Here is a 23,791-nt window from a genome sequence, read left to right on the forward strand (position 1 = left end):
GGGCCAATGACAAGCATCCCTTTCCCCGCCAAAGCGGCCAAAAGCCCTTGCCGCTGCCCACGCCCCCACCTACAAGCACCGCGAACCAGTTTTCGCTCGATTTCGAAAGGATTTCCCATGCGGCCAAGCCGCCGTGCGCCCGATCAGCTGCGCCCCGTGTCGCTGGAACGCGGCGTGGTCAAATATGCCGAAGGTTCCTGCATGGTGAAATTCGGCGACACCCATGTGCTGGTCACCGCCACCCTGGAAGAACGGCTGCCGCCGTGGCTGAAGGGCCAGGGCCGCGGCTGGGTCACCGCCGAATATGGCATGCTGCCGCGCGCCACGCTGGAGCGCACCCGCCGCGAGGCCGCCGCCGGCAAGCAGGGCGGCCGCACCGTCGAAATCCAGCGGCTGATCGGCCGCAGCTTGCGCGCAGCTGTCGACCTCGAAGCTCTGGGCGAGCGCCAGATCACGGTCGATTGCGACGTGATCCAGGCCGATGGCGGCACCCGCACCGCCTCGATCACCGGCGCCTGGGTGGCGCTGGCCGACTGCATCGCGTGGATGAAGAGCCGCAACATGCTGAAAACGAACGTTCTGCGCGACAATGTCGCCGCGATCTCCTGCGGCATCTATCAGGGCACACCGGTATTGGACCTCGATTATGCCGAGGACTCCGAGGCCGAGACCGACGCCAATTTCGTCATGACCGGCGACGGCCGCATCATCGAGGTGCAGGGCACCGCCGAGAAGACGCCGTTCTCGCAGGACGAGTTCCTGGCGCTGATGGAACTGGCGCGCAAGGGTGTCGCGCGTCTGGTGGACTTGCAGAAGCTGGCCGTCGCGTAGTCTGATCGCACATGCACCGTCGAATCACAGGCCGGCTCGTGATCGCGACCCACAATCCCGGCAAGCTCGCCGAGATGCGGGAACTGCTGGCGCCACATGGCGTCGAGGCCGTTTCCGCGGGCGAGCTGGGCCTTGGCGAGCCCGAGGAAACCGGCCAGACGTTTCGGGCGAATGCGGCGATCAAGGCGATCGCGGCGGCGCAGGCTTCCCAGCTTCCGGCCTTTGCCGATGATTCCGGCCTCGTCGTCGATGCGCTGGACGGCGCGCCCGGCATTTACTCGGCGCGCTGGGCCGGCGAGGGCAAGGATTTCATGGCGGCGATGAGCCGGATCGAACGCCTGCTGCAGGAACGTGGCGCGACCACGCCCGAGAAGCGAAAGGCGCATTTCGTTTCGGCGCTGTGTGTCGCCTGGCCCGATGGCCATCTTGAGGAGGTCGAAGCCCGCGCCGATGGAACTCTGGTTTGGCCGCCGCGCGGCGCCGCCGGTTTCGGCTATGATCCGGCATTCCTGCCCGATGGGCACGTCAGGACCTTTGGCGAGATGACCTCGATCGAGAAACACGGCCTGCCGCCGCTCGGCCTCGGCTTGTCGCACCGGGCGCGCGCCTTCGTCAAACTGGCGGAGATCTGCCTTGGCTAGCGCCGAACGCCACTACCCGAAGCGGACCGCCTTCGGCGTCTACGTGCACTGGCCATTTTGCCTGTCGAAGTGCCCGTATTGCGATTTCAACAGCCACGTCCGCCACGCGCCGATCGACGAGGAAAGATTTTCCCGTGCGTTTGCGCGCGAGATCGAAACCACAGCGGCGCGCGCACCTGATCGAACCGTCACCTCGATCTTTCTCGGCGGCGGCACGCCCTCGCTGATGCAGCCGAAAACCGTGGGCTCCATTCTGGATTCGATCGGCAAGTATTGGCGCGTCGCCGGCAATGTCGAGGTGACGCTGGAGGCCAATCCCACCAGCGTGGAGGCAACACGGTTTCGCGGCTATCGAGCAGCCGGCGTCAACCGCGTCTCGCTCGGCGTGCAGGCGCTCGACGATGCTTCGCTGAAGGCGCTCGGACGATTGCACAGCGCGCGCGAAGCGCTGGACGCGGTCGCGATCGCACGCAGCGCGTTCGACCGTTACTCGTTCGACCTGATCTACGCGCGCCCCGACCAGACGCCGCAGATGTGGGCGGATGAACTCAAGCTCGCGATCTCGGAAGCCGCCGAACATCTCTCGCTCTACCAGCTCACGATCGAGGAAGGCACGCCGTTCTTCGGCCTGCATGCGGCCGGCAAATTGAAGACCCCGGACGAGGCGGTTGCCCGCGCGCTCTACGATGTGACGCAGGAAGTCTGCGCGCATCATGGCTTGCCGGCCTACGAGATTTCCAATCACGCCCGCGCAGGCGCGGCATGCCAGCACAATCTCGTCTATTGGCGCGGTGACGAATATGCCGGCATCGGTCCGGGCGCCCATGGGCGGCTGGACATCGACGGCGCGAGACATGCGACCGCAACCGAGAAGCGCCCCGAGGCCTGGCTGATGCGCGTCGAGGCCAACGGCCATGGCGTCGTGACCGACGATTCGCTCAACAGCGAAGAGCGCGCCGATGAGTTTCTGCTGATGGGATTGCGACTCGCCGAGGGCATCGACCCCAAACGCTATGCGACGCTGTCAGGTCGCGCGCTCGATCCGAACCGGATCGCCATATTGCGCGACGAAGGTGCGATCACTGTCGAAGCCGATGGACGCTTGCGCGTGACCAAGGACGGATTCCCCGTGCTCGACGCCGTCGTGGCGGATCTTGCCGCGTAGCAAATCACCCGTAGCCCGGATGAAGCGCAGCGCAATCCGGGACAAGTGTATCTGCTTGCCAGACCGTTCCCGGGATACGCTTCGCTCCACCCGGGCTACGCGCCTTGCTTCCGCCGCGACCAGCGTTTCGCATCAGAATTGCGGTGATGGCATTTGACCGACCTGGATGGCGGAGATGTGCATCGGCTCAGGGAATTTTGTGCGCTGAAGATCATCTAGCCGGCCTTCGTGACCAAGAAGGCGGTGGAGCTAAAGTGAGTTCGAAGTCATCGAATCACTTTTGGCCACGAGGAGGCGAAGATGATGTACAGCGGAATTGATCTGCATTCCAACAACAGCGTTGTCGCTGTTATCGACGATGGTGATCGGGTTGTTGCGCAGAAGCGCCTGCCCAACGACACCGGGAAGATCACGGGCTTTCTGGCCCGGTGGCAAGACGAATTGGCCGGCGTGGTGGTCGAGTCGACCTACAACTGGTATTGGCTGGTCGACGGATTGCAGGACGCCGGCCTCCACGTGCACCTCGCCAACACGGCGGCGATCAAGCAGTACGAAGGACTGAAGCACAGCGGCGACGAGACCGATGCGCAGCACCTTGCGCACCTGCTGCGACTGGGCATCCTGCCGACCGGTACGATCTTGCCGAGGGAGCACCGAGTAGTGCGTGACCTGGCGCGCAAGCGCATGCAGCTGGTGCAGTCATGCACGACACATGTCCTCGCGGTCGAGAACATCATGGCCCGGCAGTTCGGCGGGCGGATGACTAGCAATCAGATCAAGCGGCTGACCGACGACACGATCGACAGCCTGCCCCTGGCGGCGGATGTAGGCTTGGCAATCAAGGCCAACGTTGCTGTTATCGCGACACTGCAGTCACAGATCGAGCTTCTGGAGAAGCGCCTGCAAGAACGCGTCAAGCCGCGTCCGCAATATGCCTTGTTGACCACCGTGCCGGGCATCGGCCAGACGCTTGCCACGGTCATTGCTCTGGAAACCGGCCCGATCGATCGGTTCGCCGAGGTCGGCAACTTTGCGTCATACGCGCGCTGCGTCGACAGCGTGCACACCAGCAATCGCAAGAAGAAGGGCGAAGGCAACGTCAAGAACGGCAACAAATATCTCGCCTGGGCATTCGTCGAGGCGGCGAATTTTGCCAGGCGTTTTTGCCCCGAGGCCAAGCGTTTCCATGAGCGCAAAAAGGCCAAGACCAACAACATTGTTGCCACCAAGGCGTTGGCACACAAGCTGGCGCGCGCCTGCTACCACATCCTGAAGGAGGGCAAGCCGTTCGATGTAACGCGCTGCTTTGCCTGAAGGACGACGACGATCCGGAGAGCCACGTACGGTGACTGGGGCTGCAACCAGCTGCACTGAATTGGACGCCGGATCGCCGTCACCAGTTGCGGTGACAGCGGATCGCCCGCACCGTAAGCCATCCGGAGATTGGCGCCGGCCTGCCGGCAACCACAGTTCTGCGAAACTCTTTTGGATACGGGACGGTACCAACGTTCTTCTGGGGCGGCTATGCCGCCAGGGCGCAGGCCTCACTCGGGCCGATGCTTGATCCCGATGGGTGTCTGGCGCGATCCGCAATGCGGACGTAGCCATCAACCGAAGAAACGGGCGCGGTACGAGCACAGTAGCTGAAAGCGACCAATCAAAGATGTTGGCAGCTGCCGCTGCCAAAAAAAATTGCTCTGCATCTTGACGAGCGGCCGGCTAATGGGTGTCACTGTAATCGCAGCCAGTTCAATGCAATGGCGGGGTCTTTGGTGGCTGCACATGCATCCTGAATGGAACCGTGGCTCGCGCTCACGCGTTACCGCCCAACACAGTGAAGCAGTGGGCCTTGCATGGGTGCTAACACGGAAACGACGAGGCGCGAAACGCTTGCGGAGGGCATAGGGGCGCTTGTGCTCGCCTTCGCGACTTCGCCGGCAGAGGCCGACGAAAATGCCGTCGTTCCCTCCACCTATCGCGCGTCGGATGAGGCTCTTGCCGACACTTCTGATCAGGCGCTGGTCAAGCGACTGCCGGGATTTTCGAATGACGATGCGGACGTGAACGGCATTCGGCTCCACTTCGTCCAGGGAGGCTCTGGGCAACCGCTTTTCCTTCTCGGCGGCGGGGGCCAAACTTGGTGGCAATTTCACAAGATCATGCCCGACCTCGCGAAGCACTTCCGCGTGATCGTCGTGGACATTCGTGGCCAAGGCTCGTCCGGCAAACCCGCGACAGGATACGACAAGAAGACCATGGCGGACGATATTCGCTCGCTCGCTCAGCATCTCGGTTACAAGCGCATTTATATCGCGGGTCATGACATCGGGGCGATGGTCGCCTACAGTTTTGCGGCAAACTATCCGGATGAAACGCAGCGCGTAGCGCTGCTGGACGTACCGCACCCATTCGAAGGCTTTCAGCAGATCTCCATTCTTCCTCCGCCTGGCGCATACGATCTATCGAACCCGAATCATCCGCCCCACCCTTGGTGGTTCGCCCTCAACCAAGTCTCGGATCTGCCGGAGAAATTGCTGCAAGGGCGCATGAATATTCTTTTGAACTGGATGTTCGACTACCTCGCCAGGGACAAGACGGCCATTTCGCCGTTCGATCGCGCTGTATACATCGCGGCTTACGAAGCTCCGGGGGCCATCAGCGCCAACACACGCTGGTATCAGACCTTCGGACAGGACATCGAGGACTTGAAGCACTATGGCAAGCTGAAGACGCCCGTGCTCGGTCTCGGCGGGATAAGCTACTCGTTTTTGGCGGAATTCCTGTCGAAATACGCCGAGAGCGCTACATTGATCGAGTTGAAAAATACTGGTCACTGGGTGGCAGAGGAACGACCGGGAGAAACAACCGCCGCGCTTGTGAAGTTCTTCCAGTAATTGCATGAGGATGAAAAAGCATGGCCTCGAAGCCCGCGCCGGCCCTTAATTTCAGCTCATGACACATCACGTCAACCTCGGCATTGCTCGGCGTGATCGCTGTCGAAGAACAACCGGACCAACCCCGCGAAATTCGGATGAGGGTTCGGAAGTTCAGATCGTCGCATGCGAATATTCGCGCCGGAGATTACGCCCCAAAGCTCTTCGGCGATCCCGCAACCGGAGAGCTGCCGCCGCTGGCGACCTTCATCACGGCAAGGCCGCGCTCATTGCTGCCGTCGGAGCGGAATCGGAACAGGCCGTCGATGCCGGCAAAGCCCGACGGGTTGGTCAGCGTTTCCGGCGCAAAACGCTGGCTGCCCTGCTTCGATAGCGCGGCGACGAGGGCGACCGCGTCATAGGCCAGCGTTGCGGTACGCACGGGATCGGCGCCGTATTTGGCGCGGTAGCGGCCGGAGAAGGCGCGGAAGCCCGACGGATCCGGCGCGGCATAGAGCCCGCCCTGCAGTGGAGCGCTCGCATAGACGCGCGGATTGTCCCATAGCCCGGTGCCGAGCAACTGGATGTTGCGCAAATTCACACCCGCCGCGATCAAGGCATCCGCCGTCGCCACGACGGATTCGCCGTCGTCGGCGATGAACAGCGCATCCGCCGAGCCGAGCGACTGCGCCACCGTCCGCGCCGCCGCGGAACGATCGGAGGCGTACTTCTCGAAGGCGACGATGCGTCCCTTGCGGCCGACCGCCTGCTTGAAGGCTGCTTCCACCACATTGCCGTAGGCGTTGTCGGGCAAGAGCGCCGCGAAAGATTTCTTTCCGATGCTGGCGGAATAATCGACGATCCGGTTGACGTCGGATTCGGGCAGGAAACTGAGCAGATAGACACCGCGTCCGGCCACGCTCGAGTCGGTCGAGAACGCGATCACCGAAACGCCCTTCGCACGCGTCAGTTGCGCGGTCGCCGGCACCGAGGCCGCAAACAGCGGACCCAGAATGATTTCCGCGCCCTCGCCGAGCGCCTGCTGGGTGACCTGCTGGGCGCCTTGCGGAAGGCCGCCGTCATCCTTGATCAGAAGCTGGATGTTCGGATTCTGGAATTCCGCCAGCGCCATCTCGGCCGCGTTCTTCATCGATTGCGCGGCGACGCCGGCATTGCCGGCGGCCGAGAGCGGCAGGATCAGGCCGACCTTGACCTGCCCGGTGCCGACCGCAAGCGGCTGTTGTTGCGGGCCTGGGGGACCCTCGGGCTGGGACGGGCCGAACGGGTTGGAAATCTGACTGCCGGAGCAGGCGCCGAGCAACGGCGCGCCGAGAATAAGGCCGACCGCCGTTCGCCGGGTCGGTCCTGACAGCCGAGCATCCGGGGATCCAGGCTTGGGATTGAGCGGGCCTACCATCTTGTCTCTTCTCTTGACCGACCGCCGTCGGCCAGGATTCCGGCTTTCTGGGCCGAGGCACCTGAACCGCTACTGAACCCACACGCGGGATTCTGCAATATTGTCGAGGATTAGTTAACCAAAACAAAAGGATTACGGCCCCGCCGCGACATTGCACGTGGCGGGGAACTTCCGCCTTGCCTCCCTCCCGTCGGATATGGCGCTGGCACCAAGACCCCTTTAGATTGTTATTATGCGCGCAAAGCCCAGTTCAAACTACGGGTCTGACACCGAACCGGGTTCGGCCAACAGAACATTTTTGATTGGCGGCCATATCCTGAATGCCCCGAAGCCGGTTCCCGGTCTCTATCTGGTGGCAACCCCGATCGGCAATCTCGGCGACATTACCTTGCGCGCGCTGGAGACATTGGCCGGCGTCGACATCATCGCCTGCGAGGATACCCGCATCACCCGCCGCCTGACCGAGCGCTATGCGATCTCGGCCGACCTCAAGCCGTATCATGAGCACAACGCGGCGATGGCGAGACCGAAAATCCTGGAAAAGCTGGCGCAGGGCGCCTCGATCGCGCTGGTATCGGATGCCGGCACACCCTTGATATCGGACCCCGGCTTCAAGCTGGTGCGCGAGGTCTGTGCCGCCGGCCATGCCGTGATCGCAGTGCCGGGCGCGTCCTCGGTGCTGACGGCGCTTGCGGTCGCCGCACTGCCGACCGATCGATTCTTCTTCGAGGGATTTTTGCCCGCCAAGGAGATCGCGCGGCGGACGCGGCTCACGGAGCTTGCCCGGATCGACGCTACGCTCGTGATGTTCGAATCCGGCAACCGCGTGCAGGACACGCTCGCCGATCTTTCTGACATCATGGGCGGGCGCGACGCCGCGATCTGCCGCGAACTCACCAAACTGCACGAGGAGATCAAGCGTGCGCCGATTGCGGAGTTGGCGAAGGCCGCGGATCAACTGGAAACTCGCGGCGAGTTCGTCCTCGTGGTCGGCCCGCCGCGCGCCGATGAAGGGATCATGACGCAGCACGATCTCGACAACCTTCTGCGATCTTCGCTTTCGCGCGACAGCGTCAAGGACAGCGTGGCGCACGCGGTCGAGCTTTCCGGGCGGCCGCGCCGCGAGGTCTATGCCCGCGCGCTGGAGCTTGCCAAGGAAGCTGACAAGGAAACCAGAGGCGACGATGGCGAAGACTGACGGTGCGTCGCCGCCAGATGCCGCGACAAAGCTCGCCGCCCCCGAGCGGGTCGCGGCCTTCCGCACCGGGCTTTCAGCCGAAAGCCGCGCCGCCGCCTTTCTCATGGCCAAAGGCTACCGCATTTTGGCAAAGCGCTTCCGCACCCCCTATGGCGAGATCGACCTGGTGGCGAGGAAGCGCAATCTGGTCGCCTTCATCGAGGTCAAGGCGAGGGCCACCCTCGACGACGCCGCCTACGCGGTGACGCCGCGCCAGCAGGGGCGCATCATCGATGCCGCGCAAGGCTGGCTGATGGCGCATCCCGAGCATGCCGAATTTGAGCTGCGATTTGACGCCATCCTGATTGCGCCGCGGCGCCTGCCACGCCATCTGTTAGCGGCATTCGACGCCAGCGCTTAGTAAGAACCCCTCCAGAGACCCGGACCCAACCAATGAAACTGAATGTCGCCGTCCAGATGGACCCCATCGCGCGTATCAACATCCGCGGCGATTCGACCTTCGCGCTGCTCCTGGAAGCGCAAAAGCGCGGCCACAGCATTTCCTATTTCACCCCGGACAAGCTTTCGCTGCGCGGCGAGGAGCTGGTGGCGCCGGTGCAAAAGCTCACCGTGCGCGACGAACTCGGTGACCATTTTACCCTCGGCGAACCCAAACGCGAGCCGATGACCCATTTCGACGTCATCCTGTTGCGGCAGGAGCCGCCGTTCGACATCGCCTACATCACCTCGACCCATTTGCTGGAACGAATCCATCCCAAGACGCTGGTCGTCAACGATCCGGCCAGCGTGCGCAACGCGCCGGAAAAGATGTTCGTGCTGAACTTTCCGCAGCTGATGCCGCCGACGCTGATCTCGCGCGACCTCGACGAAATCAATTCGTTCCGCGACGAGCACGGCGCTGTTGTCATGAAGCCGCTGCACGGTCATGGCGGCGCCGCGGTATTTCGCGTCATGCCGCAGGACATGAATTTTGGTTCGCTGTTCGACATGTTCTCGGTCACCTTCCGCGAGCCCTGGGTGATCCAGCGCTTCCTGCCCGAGGTGAAGCACGGCGACAAGCGCATCATCCTGGTCGACGGTGAATTCGCCGGAGCCGTCAACCGCGTGCCGGCCCCCGATGACCTGCGCTCCAATATGGTCCGCGGCGGCGCCGCGCAGGCCACCGAACTCTCGGAGCGCGAACGCGAAATCTGCGCAACCCTCGGCCCCGCGCTGCGCGAGCGAGGATTGTTGTTCGTTGGCATCGACGTGATCGACGGCAATCTCACCGAGATCAACGTCACCTGCCCCACCGGCATCCGCGCGATTGCCAAGCTCGGCGGGCCGGACATCGCGGCAAGGATTTGGGATACCATTGAGGCGAAGCGCGGCGGGAAATAATGTCTCCTCGCGCCCCATCGTGCACATGAAGGGGGCGGCGCTGGCGCGCCATTGGGAGGCTTCGGACGCAAACGATTTCGAGGTCGAGCATGAAATCTACCGCGAGTATGCCGTGCTTGATTATCCGCAATCGGGCGAGCGGATCCGCGGTCGGCACAACATTCAGGAGAGCCGCTTCGTCCAGCCGAACAAGAAGCGGTTTGCGGTCCGGCGAATGATCGGCAGCGGCGATTTCTGGGTCACTGAATTCGTACTGACTTATGACGGCATACCGTCTTACGCGGTGAGTATCATGGAGTTCCGCGAAGGACTGGTGGCCAACGAAACGCAGTATTTAGCCGATCGGTTTGGCCCTGCGCCCTCGCGTGCGCATCTTGTCGAGCGAGTTGCATGAATTGCGTGCGCCTGCTGCCGGCTAATGGAACCGAAGAGAAAAGCCGCCGCGTCGCCGACAGTGGCCCGCCGGATTCCAGAATGCCACATGTTATCCTGTATTCTTCCGTCACTCGGCCATTCTCTCCATCATACGGCCATTCTTTGGACAAAACTGGAGCGTGGTGGCTGGTCGACCGGCTACCTACGGATGACATTGGACGGAAAGGGAAGCGCCAATGAACTCCACACCTGATCCGACGGAAATTAAACCCCACGATGCCTTGATCGCGAGCGCCGATGAAGGGCTCGCGCACGCCCACGAACAGATCAAGCGCGCGGATGAACAACTCACGCGTCTGACTGAACAGCTTGCAAGAATGGAGCGCGATGACGCGCGTCCGCCTTCGGCCAGACTTAGCCCGAACGAATCTGGCCCGAACGAATCTGGCCCGCACGGACCTGACCCGCACGGACTTGGCCAACAAGGACCTGGCCCGCAACCACCGCCAGGAAGGCCGGCGCTCCTGACGCTCGTCGGCTTGTCCCTGGCGGCGTGCATCACAGTCGCCGCCCTTCTGGCTTTGCTGTTATTCCATGGCGACGGGCCTACGCTGATTGTCGCCCGTTGGGCGCCGCAGCCGGTTTCAACGCCACCATTGCCGCCGGAAGATCCGCCGTCTCCCGCGCAACCCGCTCCATCCACCTTTCAGGTGGCCGCGGCGGAGTCAGCACCAGCGCAAGCACCACCACCACCGCCAGCAACAACCCTGGCGCAGGCCGCACCGCAAGGCGACGCGCCGACGGCACCTGCAGCGCTTCCCGATCAGACGCAGTTGCTGCAAACGATGGCGCGCGACCTCGCGAATCTGGAGCGAAGCATCGAACAGCTCAAGGCGAACCAGCAGCAGATAGCCAACGACAATTCAAAAGCCATTGTGGAGCTCAAGGCGAGCCAGGAAGAGATGAAACGCGCGCTCGCGAAGGTTTCCGAGCAGGGCCCGCCCAGAGCGTCACCGCCGCCGGCGCAGCCGGCTCCGACCTTGCGCAAGCCCGAACGGACACCGCAGGCGAGAACGCGGCCTCGATACCCGAGGGAGTGGATGTACGACGATTGGTAGCCGTCGCTCAGGCGAGCCGCCATTCAGCATGACACCAGCAGAAATCCGGGTCCCGCCGCTTACTGGAACGCAACCTCGGCAAAGCTCCTCAGCTTGCGCGAATGCAGTCGTTCCCGTTCCTGGGACTTGAGCTTTTCCAGCGCTCGAAGGCCGATCTCAAGATGCTGGCCGACGCGGTGGCGGTAGAAGTCTCCGGCCATACCGGCCAATTTGATCTCGCCATGCAGCGGCTTGTCCGATACGCAAAGCAGGGTTCCGTAGGGTACGCGGAAGCGGAACCCATTGGCCGCCACGGCCGCCGATTCCATGTCGAGGGCGATGGCACGCGACTGCGACAAGCGGCGGATGGTCGCGACGTGGTCACCGAGCTCCCAGTTCCGGTTGTCGACGCTGGCTACCGTACCGGTCCTCATCACCCGTTTGAGCTCAAACCCGCTCAGCCCCGTCACTTCGCCGACGGCCTGCTCGAGCGCGACCTGCATCTCGGCCAGCGCCGGAACCGGTACCCACAGCGGCAATTCCTCATCCAGCACGTGATCCTCGCGGACGTATCCGTGAGCCAGGACGTAATCCCCGAGCTTCTGCGTGTTGCGCAGCCCGGCACAATGGCCGAGCATCAACCAGGCATGAGGCCTAAGCACTGCGACATGGTCGGTGATGTTGCGCGCGTTCGACGGACCGGTGCCAATGTTGATCATGGTGATGCCGCCGGTCGCCTGTTGAACCAGATGAAAAGCCGGCATCTGCGGCGCCCGCTCCGGCGGCGCGTGCGTGGGATTTTGGACGTCGACGCCCGCTCTGGCCGTGATGACGTTACCCGGCTCGACGAAGGCATCCGCCACCGGATCGCCGGCCGCCATGCGCTCGCGGCAGATGCGCGCGAAGGCGTCGACGTAGAATTGGTAATTGGTAAAGATCACGAAGTTCTGGAAGTGCTCCGGGTCCGTTCCGGTATAGTGATAGAGCCGGTGCAGGGAATAATCCACGCGCGCAGCACGGAACATCGCGAGCGGCTGTCGCGGGCCGGCAGGCAGCGTGCCGTTGACGATCGCGTCGTCGATGGTGGCGAGATCCGGCGTGTCGAACAGATCGCGCAGCGGCCGGTCGCGCGTAGGCACGCTCGCTGCGATATTGATGTCGCGTCGATAGGCAAAGTGAATCGCGATCGGTTCGTCGGACTCGCCGATCTCGACCGGCACACCGTGGTTCTGCACGAGAAGCCCGATCTGCTCGGTGAAATACCCGCGAAAAAGATCCGGCCGCGTCACCGACGTCTCGTAGATGCCTGGGCCCGAGACAAAGCCATAAGAGAGGCGCGAATCGAGGCGGGCGTGAGTTCCTGTGGTGATCCTGACAAAGGGATAGACGGCACGTACGCGTCTGGCGAGCGGTTCGCCGCGGATATAGGCTTCAAAAGCGGCGCGCAGGAAGCTGACATTTCGTTCGTAGATTTCAGTGAGACGGTCGACCGCTGCGGCCGCGTCGGTGAAGGCTTCGGTGGCGATCCGCTGTGGCGACAGGATGGTGTCTGGCATCGGCCTGACCTCGTGGGTTGCCGATACATATAATCCCGCCGGGCAACGGAAGGAAATGGCCCACCGACCGGAATGATTTGGGATGCGATTCGTTGTTTCGCGCGCAAGGAAGCGCGACGCAACGTAACGCCGCGCCGTCATCGCATTTTTACATCCCTGTCGTGCCTACTCATCCCACTTGCCAATTTCGGGAAGCGGGCGCAGCCTGTAGCCACGGACGAAGCTGTCCGGGCACGTACTGCAATTCATAAAAAATCAGTGGAGGAAGACGCATGACGACGAATCTTTCGCGACGGTCTTTGCTTGCGCTCGGCGCAGGACTCGGTGTGGGCCTCAGTGCATCGACCATGCTCGGCGACAGCGCGCTGGCGAAGGCGCCAAAACTCGGCACGCAGACGCCCTACTGGCACCGCTTCATCCTCGGCGACGCCGAAGTGACCGTGGTCTCCGACGGACCGCTGCCGCTCGGCGATCCCTCCGGCACCTTCACCGGCGTGCCGAAGGAGGAAGTGAAGAAGATGCTCGCCGACAACTTCCTCAACCCCGACAATGTCGTGCTGGAGCAGAACTCGCCGATCGTGAACACCGGCGACAAGCTGATCCTGTTCGACACCGGCATGGGCACCTCGAAGGCGTTCGGCCCGACCACCGGCCAGCAGCAGAAGAGCATGGCGGCAGCCGGCATCAAGGCCTCCGACATCGACGCCGTGGTGTGCTCGCACGCGCATATCGACCACATCGGCGGCCTCGTCGGCGCCGACGACAAGCCGCTATTCCCGAATGCGCAGGTCTACATCGCCCAGAGCGATTTCGATTTCTGGACCGATGAAGGCAAGCTCGGCAGCCCGCTGAAGGACTTCATCCTCCACGCCCGCAAGAACCTGATGCCGGTGCGCGACCGCATCGTGTTCATCAAGGACAACCAGGAATTCTTGCCCGGCGTCACCGCGCTCTCGGCCCCCGGCCACACCGTGGGCCACACCATCTTCATGGTGAGCTCAAAGGGCAAATCCTTCTGCTTCCTCGGCGACCTCTCGCACCACGCCGTGCTGCTGTTGGAGAAGCCGCGGATGGAATTCTCCTACGACAGCGATCCGAAGCAAGCGGCAGCCTCGCGCGTTAAGATGCTGGACATGCTCGCCGCCCAGAAGATCCCGGTGATGTCCTATCACTTCGCCTGGCCGGGCTACGGCCACGTTGCCAAGAACGGCGACGGCTTCCGGTATTATCCCGAGCCGATGAACATGCAGCTCTGAAGCAACGCCTATACTCCGGGGCGGCCGGTTTGGCCCGCCCCGGAAGCCGCCTTGCAGCGCTAGGGACCGACCTCCGTCTGGCGTAAGTCTTGGTCAGCGAATCATGCCGTAACGCCCCTGGAGAGCGGAGGTAATTATCGAACGGGCATATCTTAGGAACAATCGCGGACCACCGAAATTGGTCTTTCCTGAACGAAGATAAAGCTCGCGTCTCGACAGCTTGGCAGCCGGTATGGAGGCCCAGCAAATGACCAAAGACTTCGTGGCTATTGGCGCTGGCATGCTCGTCGTGGGGCTGGGAGTGTGGAGCTTGTGGGGTCACCCGCAGAACGCGAGGCCTGCGGAGACCCAGGAGGCACGCATTCTCGCCGATGATCCGGGGCTGAAGCTTGCGTCGGAGCAGAACCCGTACATGCGAACGGAGCGCTAGGCTGGAGCGAGGCGACGGTGCCTCAGCGATCCGGCGGCCGGTCTGTTGGTGCAGGACGCGTTTGCGCGCCTTTGCGCCTATGTTCCCTTAATGTTCTTGACTTTCCCCAAGGTTCCCCGCTACCTTCGATTGTGGAACAAGGGGCAGGCATGGTTGCGCGGGTTTCTACCGTAGCGTTTGAGGGGATCGAGGCCCGGGCAGTCGACGTGCAGGTGCAGGTCGCGCCCGGCTTGCCGGCGTTTGCGATCGTGGGTCTTCCGGACAAGGCGGTGTCGGAGGCGCGGGAACGGGTGCGCTCGGCGCTGATCGCCTCGGGGCTGGCGCTGCCGGCGCGGCGGATCATCGTCAACCTCGCGCCGGCCGACCTGCCGAAGGAAGGCAGCCATTACGATCTGCCGATCGCGCTCGGCCTGATGGCCGCGATCGGCGCGATCCCGCCGGATGCACTCAACGGCTTTACCGTACTCGGCGAGCTCGGGCTCGATGGCTCGATCGCCCCCGTCGCCGGTGTATTGCCGGCCGCGATCGGGGCGAATGCGCGCGAGGAAGGCTTGATCTGTCCAGCGGCGTGCGGCACGGAGGCCGCCTGGGCGAGCCCCGATATCCAGATCATCGCGGCAAAATCGCTGATCCAGATCGCCAACCATTTTAAAGGCACGCAGGTGCTGTCGCGCCCGCAGCCGAAAGTGCACGAGCCGGAGGCGACGCATCTCGATTTGCGCGACATCAAGGGCCAGGAAAGCGCCAAACGCGCGCTGGAGATCGCGGCAGCCGGCGGGCATCATCTGCTGATGATCGGCTCGCCCGGCGCCGGCAAATCGATGCTGGCGGCGCGGCTGCCGTCGATCCTGCCGCCGCTGTCGCCATCCGAACTGCTGGAAGTGTCGATGATCGCCTCCGTCGCCGGCGAAATCCGCGACGGCGCGCTGACCGCGCGGCGGCCGTTTCGCGCGCCCCATCATTCCGCCAGCATGGCGGCGCTCACCGGCGGCGGCATGCGCGCCAAGCCCGGCGAGATTTCGCTTTCGCATCAGGGCGTGCTGTTCCTCGATGAATTGCCGGAATTCGACGCGCGCGTATTGGACTCGCTGCGCCAGCCGCTGGAGAACGGCGAAGTCTCAGTGTCCCGCGCCAATCACCGCGTCACCTACCCTGCGCGCTTCATGCTGGTCGCGGCGATGAACCCGTGCCGCTGCGGCCATGCCTATGAACCCGGCTATTCCTGCAGGCGCGCCCCGGTCGAGCGCTGCACCGCAGATTACCAGATGCGGATCTCCGGTCCGCTGATGGACCGCATCGACCTGCGCATCGAGGTGCCGGCGGTGACCGCCGCTGACCTGATCCTGCCGCCGCCTTCCGAAGGCTCCGCGGAAGTCGCCGCCCGCGTGGCGGCCGCCCGCGACCTCCAGCTCGCGCGCTATGCGGCGGCCGGCCTGCCGCATATCCGCACCAACGCCGAAGCGCCGGCTTCGCTGCTGGAAACGATTGCGCAGCCGGATGCGCAGGGGCAAAAGCTTTTGCGCGACGCCGCCGAGACTATGAAGCTCACCGCCCGCGGCTATCACCGCGTGCTGCGCGTCGCCCGCACGCTCGCCGATCTCGACGGCGCGGAAAAGATCGGCCGGATTCATTTGGCGGAGGCGTTGTCCTATCGCGCACTGGCCGAGGATTTGAGACGGGCGGCTTAAGCGCTGCGCGCTCAGCCGAAATTTGCAAGGCGCATCAAGGTGATTTGGGTCGTCCAGCCCTTCGCGCAAAAATATTCTGCTTCCGCCGCAGGCCAAATCAGCCGCATAACTCCGCCGTCTCACCCGATTGAGGGGCGTTGGCCATCGTCACGAACGCGCGGTGAGATGCGATGGACGCGAGAGCTGCGACTGACGTGTGCGGCTTGAGCGTACGGCGAAGTCGTGTGGTTCGGGCGCCGCGGTGCTGGCGCTAAGTCCAAGAGAAGCGAAGCTTCTCGGGGGCGACGGAGGCAAAAGAGCCGTTCTCCGGGAAGAGCACGAAGTAAGCCGTAAAGCCATTGCGCAGGGAAGGCCGGAATGCTCCCGCTGCCCTGTATGCTCGTGTGCAGTTTTGTTTGCGCAAATCGCACGCGAGACCGCGGGTGCAGCAAGCACCCGGTCTTCTCTGCGCCCTCTGATTTCGAAGAGGGCAAACGAAGATGCAAACCTCGGACGCAATGCGCCGCGAGATCGCGAAACTGTATCCCACCGTCATTGCGAGCGAAGCAATCCATGCCCCGGCACAAAGAAAGAATGGATTGCTTCGCTTCGCTCGCAATGACGCGGATAGGCCGCAGCGTCCTGGATACTCCGTCTTCGCGGGGCATGACGGCCTCCCTTGTAGCTGCAACCTCGGCTCGCTCCGCCCCACTCGCACTGAGGATGCCGAACCAACAAAAAACAACCAGCGTCAACACCGCGGTAACTAGTTTCCTTTACCCTCCGCCAACCATAAGCCCCTGTCGCGGGCGTATGGTGAGCGGGTAGCGTGTCATGTTGCGTTTGAATATCCTGGCCTCGGTTGTTCCGCTGGCGCTTGCCGCCCTGTTCGCGCGCGGCGAGTTTTTGGCAGGACCCAGGGCCTGCATCGAGATAGCGGGTACGTCCGTCCAGATCGCCGCTCTCTCCTGGCAGGCGCACCACAACGTCGCCTTCACCGAAGACCCCTCCCATGCGACGGTGCGGGTCCAGATCTCCGACGACGCGGAAACGGCTGACTTCACCGTGATCGACGACATCGATACGGCCGAAGCCGGCGCCTGCGAGAGCAACGCCCCGCCGCGGCTGGTCGCGATCTCCCGCAATCCCTCGCCCTCCGATCCCGTCATCTATCTTTCGCGGGATGGCCCGGCCGACTACCGGATCTTCGTGTCCTCGAAGAGCCTTTCGCTGCTCGATGCCGCAGCCCTGATCGTCGGCGCCCGCAGCGAGCGCCGCCGCGTCGAAGCGGCGTTACTTTAAGGTTTCATTTACCCTGTTCTCATCGCGGCCGTTGCGCGCTGGGAGCCTCAAGCACTTTGCAACGTCGGCAACGCATCGTATGCCCAGAGGGGCGGCGAAGCAGGCCGGTTCAGTTCAGGCAGCAATCTCAGGGTCATTGGCGATGGGACGGACTTTCCGGATCAAACTTCGCTTTCGCCGTTTCGGTCGCCGGCATCCCTGGCTGACCTTCACGCTGCGCTCCTTCATGATCTTCTCGATCGTGTTCGGCGCCGCCTATGGATTCATTACCGGAAGCAAGACGGAAAATTCCGGCTATGACCCGCATGCCTTTGCGATCGGCGTTGCTTTCCTGTTTGCTCTCGCCTGCGTCGCGCTCGCCACTTTCAGCGTCCGGCTCCGCCTGATGCGCAAGAAGATGCGCAAGGTCGCCCTGCACAATGAAGCGCTGGCCGACCGGAACTGGGAATTGCAGGAAGCCGAGCAGCGCGCCCGCCGCTTGTTCGAATCGCAGGGCGATCTGATCGTGCTGCGCGACGCCGAGGGCAGCATCACCTATGCCAACGATGCCTATTGCGAACTCGCGCAAATGCCGTGCGACGCGCTGATCGGCAGCCGTTTTGCGCTTGAAGTTCTCGAACAGGGCGACATCGCGCTCGAACCGAACGGCACTCGCGTTCACGACCAGCAGATATCAGGTCCGCTCGGCCCGCGCTGGATCGCATGGCGCGAAGGCCTCGTCCGCAACGACGCCGGGGGGCCGGCGGAAATGCAAAGCGTCGGCCGCGACGTCACCGATCGCACCGAAAGCGAGCGCGCGCTGGCCGAGGCCCGCGACCAGGCCGATGCGGCAAGCCGCGCCAAGTCGCGCTTCCTCGCGATGGCGAGCCATGAGATCCGCACGCCGCTCAACGGCATCATCGGCATGAGCGGGCTGTTGATGGACACGCCGCTGACGCCGGAACAGGCGACCTATGTCAAGGCGGTGAAGACTTCCGGCGACGCGCTGCTCTCGCTGATCGAGGAGCTGTTGGATTACTCCAAGATCGAGGCCGGCAAGATTGATCTCGAACATCGTCCGTTCGCGCTGTCGGGCATGATCGAGGACATCACCGAATTGCTGGCGCCGCGCGCGGAGGCCAAGAAAATCGAGATCGCCGCCTATGTCGACGAGCGGCTGCCGATGCACGTGATCGGCGACGCGGCGCGGTTGCGGCAGGTGCTGCTCAATCTCGCCGGCAACGCCATCAAGTTCACCTCGACCGGCGGCGTCGCTCTGATCGTCGAGCCAGGCATCTGGCCCAATGAAATCAGTTTTCTGGTGCGCGACACCGGCATCGGCATCGCGCCAGAGGCGCGCGAGCGGATCTTCCGCGAGTTCGAACAGGCCGACGACAAGATCGCCCGCAGCTATGGCGGCACCGGGCTTGGCCTGAGCATCTCCGACCGCATCGTCAAGCGCATGGGCGGCCGCATCACGCTGGAGAGCCAGCCGGGCGCCGGCGCGACATTCGAAGTGTCCATCCCGCTCGCCGCCGCCGACGGCGAACAAATCTCCTTCGCGGCGCCCGATCTCTCCGGCCAGTCGATCATGCTGGTCTCGCCACAGAGCATCGAGGCCTCGCTGACTGCGCGGCGGCTGCAGCGCTGGGGCGGACAGACCTGCATGCTTTCCGACGCCGATGTCGCCGAGGCCCTGCTGCCCGAGCGGCCCTGGCACGCCGTGCTGATCGATCACGCGCTGGGGCTGGCCGATATCGAACGGCTCGGCGAAGCCGCGCGCCTGCATGCCACGCAGCGTATCGTGATGTTCACGCCGGCGACGCGGCAGGAATTGCAGCCATCCGCCACCTCCGCCCTCACCGGCTATCTGGTCAAGCCGTTGCGCGCGGCTTCGCTCGCGGCGCGCCTGACGACCGCGCCGGAGGTGGCCGCGCCGAGCCTGGAGCCGGCCATCGACACGATCGAGTCATCAGCCGCGCCGTCAGCCAAGGGCCTGTCGATCCTGGTCGCCGAGGACAATCAGATCAATGCGCTGTTGATCCGCTCGCTGCTCGGCCGGCTCGGCCATCACGCCGTGATCACCAGCAACGGCGCCGAGGCGCTGGAATCCTGGCTGTCGGCGAAAGCCGCTGGGACCCCCTACGATCTGGTCCTGATGGACATCCAGATGCCGCAGCTCAACGGCATCGAAACCACCAAGCGGATTCGCACCCTAGAGGCCGGCGAGCCGGGAGGCCGGACGCCGATCCTCGCACTCACCGCCAACACGCTGGTGGAAGACCGCTATGCCTGCTTCGAAGCCGGCATGGACGGATTTTTGATCAAGCCGCTCGACCGCGAGAAACTCGCCGAGGCGCTCTCCGGCCTCATCGCGTCCCGGCACATCGCGGCGTGAGGTGACAGCGAAGAATTTGTAGGGTGGGCAAAGCGGAGCGTGCCCGCCATCTAGCGCGAGGTTGTGATGGTGGGCACGGCGCAAACGCGCCTTTGCCCACCCTGCGAAACCGACGCTTATGTCACAGCCGCCGTAGCGCCACCGTCTCGACCAGATGATCGGCGCGCTTTTTCAGGATCAGCGTCGCGCGCGGCCGGGTCGGCAGAATATTGTCCTCGAGATTGGCGAGGTTGGTGCGTTCCCAGATCGCGATCGCGGTCGCCGTGGCCTCCTCGTCCGACAAGACTGCGTAGCGATGGAAGTACGATTTGGGATCGTGGAACGCGGTATCCCTGAGTGCGAGGAAGCGCCGCACATACCATTCGCGCAGCACCGGCTCCTCGGCATCGATATAGACCGAGAAATCGAAGAAGTCGGACACCACCGGCACCGCCTTGCCATCACGCGGCAGGCGGCCGGTCTGCAGCACGTTGACGCCTTCGACAATCAGGATGTCCGGGCGGTCGACTTCTATCCACTGGTTCGGCACGATGTCGTAGACCAGATGCGAATAGACCGGCGCGCGCACTGGCCGGCGGCCGGCCTTGATGTCGGAGAGGAACGACAGCAGCATCGGCAGGTCGTAGCTCTCGGGAAAGCCTTTTTTCTGCATCAGCCCCTGCCGCTCGAGCACGGCATTGGGAAACAGAAAACCGTCTGTCGTCACCAGGTCGACCTTGGGCCGCGGCGACCAGCGCGCCAACAGCGCCTGCAGCACGCGCGCGGTGGTCGATTTGCCGACCGCGACCGACCCGGCGACGCCGATGATATAGGGTACCTTGCGGTCGCGGATGCCGAGGAACTGGCGCTGCGCCTGGTAGAGACGATGGGTGGCGTCGACATAGATCGACAACAGGCGCGACAGCGGCAGGTAGATGTCCTCCACCTCCTGCATGTCGAGGCGATCGTGCATCGAGCGCAGCCGCTCGAATTCGCCCGGCTCCAGCGTCATCGGCGTATCGTCGCGCAAGCGCGCCCACTGCTCGCGGGTGAAGATACGGTAGGGGTTGTATTGCTGGTCGGGGGTGCGGATATCCATGAACTGCCCTCTCGGTCAGTCGCGCTTGCGCGACGCCTTTTCCTCGAGCCCGGACATCGACGTCCGCTGCGCCAGCGCGGCCTCGACCTCATCGAGCTTGACGCCGCGCGCCTTCAAAAGCACCAGCAGGTGAAACAGCAGGTCGGCGCTTTCGGCGATCAGGTGGTCCCGATCATTCTCGACCGCCGCGATCACGGTCTCGACCGCTTCCTCGCCCAGCTTCTTGGCGCAATGCTCCGCGCCCTTGTCGAGCAATTTGCGGGTGTAGGACGCCTCTCCTCCCGATGCGGCCCGTGCATCGATGGTGGCGGCCAGATCATGGATCGTGAAACGCGACATCAACCGAACTCAACACTTGCGCCCGGCCGAAGGCCGCGACGCCGTCCCGATCAGGGACTTAGCACTTTTGTGACGGGGAGTCGTCAGGGATCGAGCCGCATCGGCAGGCCGGCGCGCACCATGTGCTCCTTGGCTTGGCGTATGGTAAATTCACCGAAGTGGAATATCGAGGCCGCCAGCACCGCGGTGGCGTGGCCCTGGCGGATGCCGTCGACCAGATGGTCGAGATTGCCGACGCCGCCGGAGGCGATGACCGGTACAGGGACACTGTCGGCGATGGCCTGCGTCAGCGGCAGGTCGAACCCCTGCCTTGTGCCGTCGCGGTCCATTGACGTCAGCAGGATTTCGCCGGCGCCGAGCGATACCACTTCCTGCGCGTATTCGACGGCGTCGATCCCGGTGGAGTTGCGCCCGCCATGGGTGAAGATCTCCCAGCGCTCACCGCCGCCGCCGCGCTTGACCCGCTTGGCGTCGATCGCGACCACGATGCACTGCTCGCCGAATTTTTCGGCCGCCTGCTTGACGAATTCACGGTTGGAGACCGCGGCGGAATTGATCGAGACCTTGTCGGCTCCGTACCGCAGCAGCGTCTTGATGTCGTCGATGGTGCGGACCCCGCCGCCGACCGTCAGCGGCATGAAGCAGGCCTCCGCCGTGCGGCGGACGACATCCAGCATGGTGCCGCGGTTTTCATGGGTCGCGGTAATGTCGAGGAAGCACAATTCGTCGGCCCCGGCCGCGTCATACGCAATCGCCGCTTCCACCGGATCGCCGGCGTCGCGCAGGTCGACGAAATTGACGCCCTTGACCACCCTTCCATCTTTCACATCGAGACAGGGGATCACGCGGACCTTGAACATGGCGATACTCCTAAGCCGCGGCGCGTGCGTTGCGGATCAGCGTCAACGCCGCAGTCGGATCGAGCCGGCCGTCATAGAGCGCGCGGCCAGCAATCGCACCCGCAAGCTTCTTGGCACGTGGCTCAAGCAAGGCTTTCACGTCATCGATCGAAGCGAAACCGCCCGACGCGATGACGGGAATCGATATCCGCTCCGCAAGGGCAATCGTCGCATCGAGGTTTAGGCCCTTCAAAAGGCCGTCGCGCGCGATGTCGGTGAAGATGATGGCGGCGACGCCGGCATCCTCAAAACGCTGTGCGATTTCGAGCGCGGTCACCTGCGAGGTCTCGGCCCAGCCTTCGACGGCGACCTTGCCGTCGCGCGCATCGAGGCCAACAGCGACGCGGCCGGGAAATTTCCTCGCGGCGCTCTTCACGAGCTCGGGATCGCGCACCGCGGCCGTGCCGATGATGACGCGGGCAATTCCCTTGTCCAGCCAGGCTTCCACGGTCTTGAGATCGCGAATGCCGCCGCCGAGCTGCACCGGCATGGTGACGGCCTTGAGCATCGCCTCCACCGCCAGTGCATTCATCGGCTTGCCGGCAAAGGCGCCGTCGAGATCGACGACGTGCAGATATTCGAATCCCTGCTCGGCAAAGGACCGCGCCTGCGCCGCGGGATCGAGGTTGAACACGGTCGCGCGCGCCATGTCGCCCTGCTCGAGGCGCACGCACTGGCCGCTTTTCAGGTCGACGGCGGGAAAGAGAATCACGGCTTCCACTTCAGGAAATTCGAGATCAGGGCCAGGCCGAAGCGCTGGCTCTTCTCGGGGTGAAACTGCGTGCCGATCGCGGTGTCCTTGCCGACGATTGCGGTCACCGGCCCGCCGTAATCGGCGCGCGCCAGCACATCGGCCTCGTTGGAGGCATTGAGATGATAGGAGTGCACGAAATAGGCGTGGCGTCCCTTCGGTCCGAGCGGCAGCCGCTCCAGCACCGGGTGTTCACGGATCATATCGAGCGTGTTCCATCCCATGTGCGGGATCTTCAAATTTTCCTCGCGCGGCGCAATCTTCTCGACATCGCCCGCGATCCAGTTGAAGCCCTCGGTGACGACGTGCTCCTTGCCGCGCGTGGCCATCAGCTGCATGCCGACGCAGATGCCGAAGAACGGCCGCGCCTTGACGCGCACAGCCTCGGTCATCGCTTCCAGCATGCCGTCCACGGCGTCGAGGCCCCGGCGGCAATCGGCGAAGGCGCCGACGCCGGGCAGCACGATGCGGTCGGCGCGATACACGGCCTCGGGATCGCGCGTCACCACGACCTTCTGCGGCTCTTCCATGCTCCGCGAGGCCCGCTCGAAGGCTTTTGCCGCCGAGTGGAGATTACCCGAGCCGTAGTCGATGATCGCAACGCTCATCGCGGCCCTCCCGGTTCCGGAAACAGACCGATGATCCCGCCTTGCGGCAATGGCGGCGGTTTGGAGAACGGCTGGCCCGGAATGTTGCGGGTTGGCGGCGGCGCGCCGCGGTCGACCGCCCATTGGTCGTTGGTCAGGCCACGCTGCCGGGCCGTCCAGCGCTCGAAGAACCGGCGTTCGGCCGTTTCCTCGTCGTCAGCGACCACGATATCGAGCTGGCGCCATTTGCGCCGCGACAGGGTCCAGCGTCTTAAGGTCGCCGCTTCGAATCCCATCAGGATCGCAATCAGGACGACGACCATGAAGATCGTGCCGCGGCTGGCGCCCAGCGCCGACATCCCGAACTGGACGGCGATCATCAGAACGATCCAGCCGATCAGCGCCAGCCACAGCCGGTGCCACAACAGCCAGATCACACTCGCAACCGCGGCCCAGAAATGGAAGCCGTCGCGGACAAAGACGAACTTGTCGGTCGCCGCGAGATCGGCGCCGTTGGCTACGGGAGCATGCACTGTGTAGACCGGCATCGAACCTCTCCGCCGCGAACGAAA

23 protein-coding genes are annotated in these 23,791 nt (G+C 63.8%); 15 read left to right on the plus strand and 8 right to left on the minus strand.

All coding sequences use genetic code 11. The features are described from left to right. Positions 1 to 117: 117 nt before the first annotated feature. From rph to V1294_RS03395, 5 genes are all read left to right on the plus strand, one after another. Positions 118 to 831: a ribonuclease PH gene (rph, locus tag V1294_RS03375; RefSeq protein WP_317254784.1), complete on the plus strand. Its 714-nt coding sequence runs from the start codon at positions 118 to 120 to the stop codon at positions 829 to 831. A gap of 11 nt (positions 832 to 842) precedes the next feature. Beyond that, the gene (rdgB, locus tag V1294_RS03380) at positions 843 to 1,472 is read left to right on the plus strand and encodes an RdgB/HAM1 family non-canonical purine NTP pyrophosphatase (protein WP_334495148.1); all 630 of its coding nucleotides are present in this window, start codon (positions 843 to 845) and stop codon (positions 1,470 to 1,472) included. Further along, the gene (gene hemW / locus V1294_RS03385) at positions 1,465 to 2,637 is read left to right on the plus strand and encodes a radical SAM family heme chaperone HemW (protein WP_334495150.1); all 1,173 of its coding nucleotides are present in this window, start codon (positions 1,465 to 1,467) and stop codon (positions 2,635 to 2,637) included. The genes rdgB and hemW overlap by 8 nt, the downstream gene beginning before the upstream one ends. Before the next feature lie 303 nt (positions 2,638 to 2,940). Beyond that, the gene (locus tag V1294_RS03390; RefSeq protein ID WP_334495152.1) at positions 2,941 to 3,951 is read left to right on the plus strand and encodes an IS110 family transposase; all 1,011 of its coding nucleotides are present in this window, start codon (positions 2,941 to 2,943) and stop codon (positions 3,949 to 3,951) included. A 539-nt stretch (positions 3,952 to 4,490) separates the two neighbouring features. Next, positions 4,491 to 5,531 carry an alpha/beta fold hydrolase gene (locus V1294_RS03395; RefSeq protein WP_334487636.1) on the plus strand — a complete coding sequence of 347 codons (1,041 nt, stop codon included), beginning with the start codon at positions 4,491 to 4,493 and terminating at the stop codon, positions 5,529 to 5,531. Positions 5,532 to 5,718: 187 nt separating this feature from the next. Here the strand turns inward: V1294_RS03395 and V1294_RS03400 are convergent, their stop codons facing one another. Further along, on the minus strand, positions 5,719 to 6,927 hold the full coding sequence (locus V1294_RS03400; protein WP_334495154.1) for a penicillin-binding protein activator: 1,209 nt from the start codon (positions 6,925 to 6,927) through the stop codon (positions 5,719 to 5,721). Positions 6,928 to 7,159: 232 nt separating this feature from the next. Here V1294_RS03400 and rsmI point away from each other — a divergent pair, with 232 nt between their 5' ends. The 5 genes from rsmI (at position 7,160) to V1294_RS03425 (ending at position 10,998) form a co-directional block, all read left to right on the plus strand. After that, entirely contained in the window at positions 7,160 to 8,125 is a 966-nt protein-coding gene (gene rsmI / locus V1294_RS03405) for a 16S rRNA (cytidine(1402)-2'-O)-methyltransferase (protein ID WP_334495156.1), read from the plus strand. Continuing rightward, positions 8,112 to 8,525, plus strand: a complete 414-nt coding sequence (locus V1294_RS03410) for a YraN family protein (RefSeq protein ID WP_334495158.1) — start codon at positions 8,112 to 8,114, stop codon at positions 8,523 to 8,525. Before rsmI ends, V1294_RS03410 begins: the two co-directional genes overlap by 14 nt. A 32-nt stretch (positions 8,526 to 8,557) precedes the next feature. Further along, entirely contained in the window at positions 8,558 to 9,505 is a 948-nt protein-coding gene (gshB, locus tag V1294_RS03415; protein ID WP_334495160.1) for a glutathione synthase, read from the plus strand. A gap of 25 nt (positions 9,506 to 9,530) precedes the next feature. Further along, complete coding sequence (locus tag V1294_RS03420; protein ID WP_334495162.1) at positions 9,531 to 9,899, plus strand: nuclear transport factor 2 family protein; 369 nt, start codon at positions 9,531 to 9,533, stop codon at positions 9,897 to 9,899. 217 nt (positions 9,900 to 10,116) lie between these two features. After that, complete coding sequence (locus V1294_RS03425; RefSeq protein WP_334495164.1) at positions 10,117 to 10,998, plus strand: hypothetical protein; 882 nt, start codon at positions 10,117 to 10,119, stop codon at positions 10,996 to 10,998. Between the two features lie 59 nt (positions 10,999 to 11,057). Here the strand turns inward: V1294_RS03425 and V1294_RS03430 are convergent, their stop codons facing one another. Further along, entirely contained in the window at positions 11,058 to 12,533 is a 1,476-nt protein-coding gene (locus tag V1294_RS03430) for an AMP nucleosidase (protein WP_334487651.1), read from the minus strand. Positions 12,534 to 12,805: 272 nt separating this feature from the next. On the opposite strand from V1294_RS03430, the gene V1294_RS03435 reads away from it, so the two are divergent. From V1294_RS03435 to V1294_RS03455, 5 genes are all read left to right on the plus strand, one after another. Next, a complete protein-coding gene (locus V1294_RS03435) occupies positions 12,806 to 13,789 on the plus strand; it encodes an MBL fold metallo-hydrolase (protein ID WP_334487653.1) in 984 nt (327 codons plus the stop codon). Positions 13,790 to 14,036: 247 nt separating this feature from the next. Further along, positions 14,037 to 14,219 (plus strand): hypothetical protein, encoded by a 183-nt coding sequence (locus tag V1294_RS03440; RefSeq protein ID WP_334495166.1) that lies wholly within the window; start codon positions 14,037 to 14,039, stop codon positions 14,217 to 14,219. Positions 14,220 to 14,368: 149 nt separating this feature from the next. Beyond that, a complete protein-coding gene (locus V1294_RS03445; protein ID WP_334495168.1) occupies positions 14,369 to 15,907 on the plus strand; it encodes a YifB family Mg chelatase-like AAA ATPase in 1,539 nt (512 codons plus the stop codon). Positions 15,908 to 16,720: 813 nt separating this feature from the next. After that, positions 16,721 to 17,188 (plus strand): hypothetical protein, encoded by a 468-nt coding sequence (locus V1294_RS03450; protein WP_334495170.1) that lies wholly within the window; start codon positions 16,721 to 16,723, stop codon positions 17,186 to 17,188. Between the two features lie 142 nt (positions 17,189 to 17,330). After that, positions 17,331 to 19,565 (plus strand): PAS domain-containing hybrid sensor histidine kinase/response regulator, encoded by a 2,235-nt coding sequence (locus V1294_RS03455; protein WP_334487664.1) that lies wholly within the window; start codon positions 17,331 to 17,333, stop codon positions 19,563 to 19,565. 121 nt (positions 19,566 to 19,686) lie between these two features. Here V1294_RS03455 and coaA read toward each other — a convergent pair whose 3' ends face one another. The 6 genes from coaA to V1294_RS03485 form a co-directional block, all read right to left on the minus strand. Further along, on the minus strand, positions 19,687 to 20,643 hold the full coding sequence (gene coaA, locus V1294_RS03460; RefSeq protein WP_334487667.1) for a type I pantothenate kinase: 957 nt from the start codon (positions 20,641 to 20,643) through the stop codon (positions 19,687 to 19,689). 15 nt (positions 20,644 to 20,658) lie between these two features. After that, positions 20,659 to 20,982, minus strand: coding sequence for a phosphoribosyl-ATP diphosphatase (locus V1294_RS03465; protein WP_214488182.1), 324 nt, complete (start codon positions 20,980 to 20,982; stop codon positions 20,659 to 20,661). An 83-nt stretch (positions 20,983 to 21,065) separates the two neighbouring features. Continuing rightward, positions 21,066 to 21,842: an imidazole glycerol phosphate synthase subunit HisF gene (gene hisF / locus V1294_RS03470; RefSeq protein ID WP_334495172.1), complete on the minus strand. Its 777-nt coding sequence runs from the start codon at positions 21,840 to 21,842 to the stop codon at positions 21,066 to 21,068. Positions 21,843 to 21,852: 10 nt separating this feature from the next. Continuing rightward, a complete protein-coding gene (gene hisA / locus V1294_RS03475; protein WP_334495173.1) occupies positions 21,853 to 22,602 on the minus strand; it encodes a 1-(5-phosphoribosyl)-5-[(5-phosphoribosylamino)methylideneamino]imidazole-4-carboxamide isomerase in 750 nt (249 codons plus the stop codon). Continuing rightward, complete coding sequence (hisH, locus tag V1294_RS03480) at positions 22,590 to 23,240, minus strand: imidazole glycerol phosphate synthase subunit HisH (RefSeq protein ID WP_334495174.1); 651 nt, start codon at positions 23,238 to 23,240, stop codon at positions 22,590 to 22,592. Before hisH ends, hisA begins: the two co-directional genes overlap by 13 nt. Further along, positions 23,237 to 23,767 carry a DUF2628 domain-containing protein gene (locus tag V1294_RS03485; protein ID WP_334495176.1) on the minus strand — a complete coding sequence of 177 codons (531 nt, stop codon included), beginning with the start codon at positions 23,765 to 23,767 and terminating at the stop codon, positions 23,237 to 23,239. The genes hisH and V1294_RS03485 overlap by 4 nt, the downstream gene beginning before the upstream one ends. Positions 23,768 to 23,791 lie beyond the last annotated feature (24 nt).

Origin of the sequence: Bradyrhizobium sp. AZCC 1678, assembly GCF_036924765.1 — a bacterium.
Classification (GTDB): domain Bacteria; phylum Pseudomonadota; class Alphaproteobacteria; order Rhizobiales; family Xanthobacteraceae; genus Bradyrhizobium; species Bradyrhizobium algeriense.

What these genes read in the sequence shown, in the direction of transcription:
- rph (WP_317254784.1), top strand. Translation starts at nt 118, where the DNA reads ATGCGGCCAAGCCGCCGTGCGCCCGATCAGCTGCGCCCCGTGTCGCTG.
- rdgB (WP_334495148.1), top strand. Translation starts at nt 843, where the DNA reads ATGCACCGTCGAATCACAGGCCGGCTCGTGATCGCGACCCACAATCCC.
- V1294_RS03390 (WP_334495152.1), top strand. Translation starts at nt 2,941, where the DNA reads ATGTACAGCGGAATTGATCTGCATTCCAACAACAGCGTTGTCGCTGTT.
- V1294_RS03395 (WP_334487636.1), top strand. Translation starts at nt 4,491, where the DNA reads ATGGGTGCTAACACGGAAACGACGAGGCGCGAAACGCTTGCGGAGGGC.
- V1294_RS03400 (WP_334495154.1), bottom strand. Translation starts at nt 6,927, where the DNA reads ATGGTAGGCCCGCTCAATCCCAAGCCTGGATCCCCGGATGCTCGGCTG.
- rsmI (WP_334495156.1), top strand. Translation starts at nt 7,160, where the DNA reads ATGCGCGCAAAGCCCAGTTCAAACTACGGGTCTGACACCGAACCGGGT.
- V1294_RS03410 (WP_334495158.1), top strand. Translation starts at nt 8,112, where the DNA reads ATGGCGAAGACTGACGGTGCGTCGCCGCCAGATGCCGCGACAAAGCTC.
- gshB (WP_334495160.1), top strand. Translation starts at nt 8,558, where the DNA reads ATGAAACTGAATGTCGCCGTCCAGATGGACCCCATCGCGCGTATCAAC.
- V1294_RS03420 (WP_334495162.1), top strand. Translation starts at nt 9,531, where the DNA reads ATGAAGGGGGCGGCGCTGGCGCGCCATTGGGAGGCTTCGGACGCAAAC.
- V1294_RS03425 (WP_334495164.1), top strand. Translation starts at nt 10,117, where the DNA reads ATGAACTCCACACCTGATCCGACGGAAATTAAACCCCACGATGCCTTG.
- V1294_RS03430 (WP_334487651.1), bottom strand. Translation starts at nt 12,533, where the DNA reads ATGCCAGACACCATCCTGTCGCCACAGCGGATCGCCACCGAAGCCTTC.
- V1294_RS03435 (WP_334487653.1), top strand. Translation starts at nt 12,806, where the DNA reads ATGACGACGAATCTTTCGCGACGGTCTTTGCTTGCGCTCGGCGCAGGA.
- V1294_RS03440 (WP_334495166.1), top strand. Translation starts at nt 14,037, where the DNA reads ATGACCAAAGACTTCGTGGCTATTGGCGCTGGCATGCTCGTCGTGGGG.
- V1294_RS03445 (WP_334495168.1), top strand. Translation starts at nt 14,369, where the DNA reads ATGGTTGCGCGGGTTTCTACCGTAGCGTTTGAGGGGATCGAGGCCCGG.
- V1294_RS03450 (WP_334495170.1), top strand. Translation starts at nt 16,721, where the DNA reads ATGTTGCGTTTGAATATCCTGGCCTCGGTTGTTCCGCTGGCGCTTGCC.
- V1294_RS03455 (WP_334487664.1), top strand. Translation starts at nt 17,331, where the DNA reads ATGGGACGGACTTTCCGGATCAAACTTCGCTTTCGCCGTTTCGGTCGC.
- coaA (WP_334487667.1), bottom strand. Translation starts at nt 20,643, where the DNA reads ATGGATATCCGCACCCCCGACCAGCAATACAACCCCTACCGTATCTTC.
- V1294_RS03465 (WP_214488182.1), bottom strand. Translation starts at nt 20,982, where the DNA reads ATGTCGCGTTTCACGATCCATGATCTGGCCGCCACCATCGATGCACGG.
- hisF (WP_334495172.1), bottom strand. Translation starts at nt 21,842, where the DNA reads ATGTTCAAGGTCCGCGTGATCCCCTGTCTCGATGTGAAAGATGGAAGG.
- hisH (WP_334495174.1), bottom strand. Translation starts at nt 23,240, where the DNA reads ATGAGCGTTGCGATCATCGACTACGGCTCGGGTAATCTCCACTCGGCG.
- V1294_RS03485 (WP_334495176.1), bottom strand. Translation starts at nt 23,767, where the DNA reads ATGCCGGTCTACACAGTGCATGCTCCCGTAGCCAACGGCGCCGATCTC.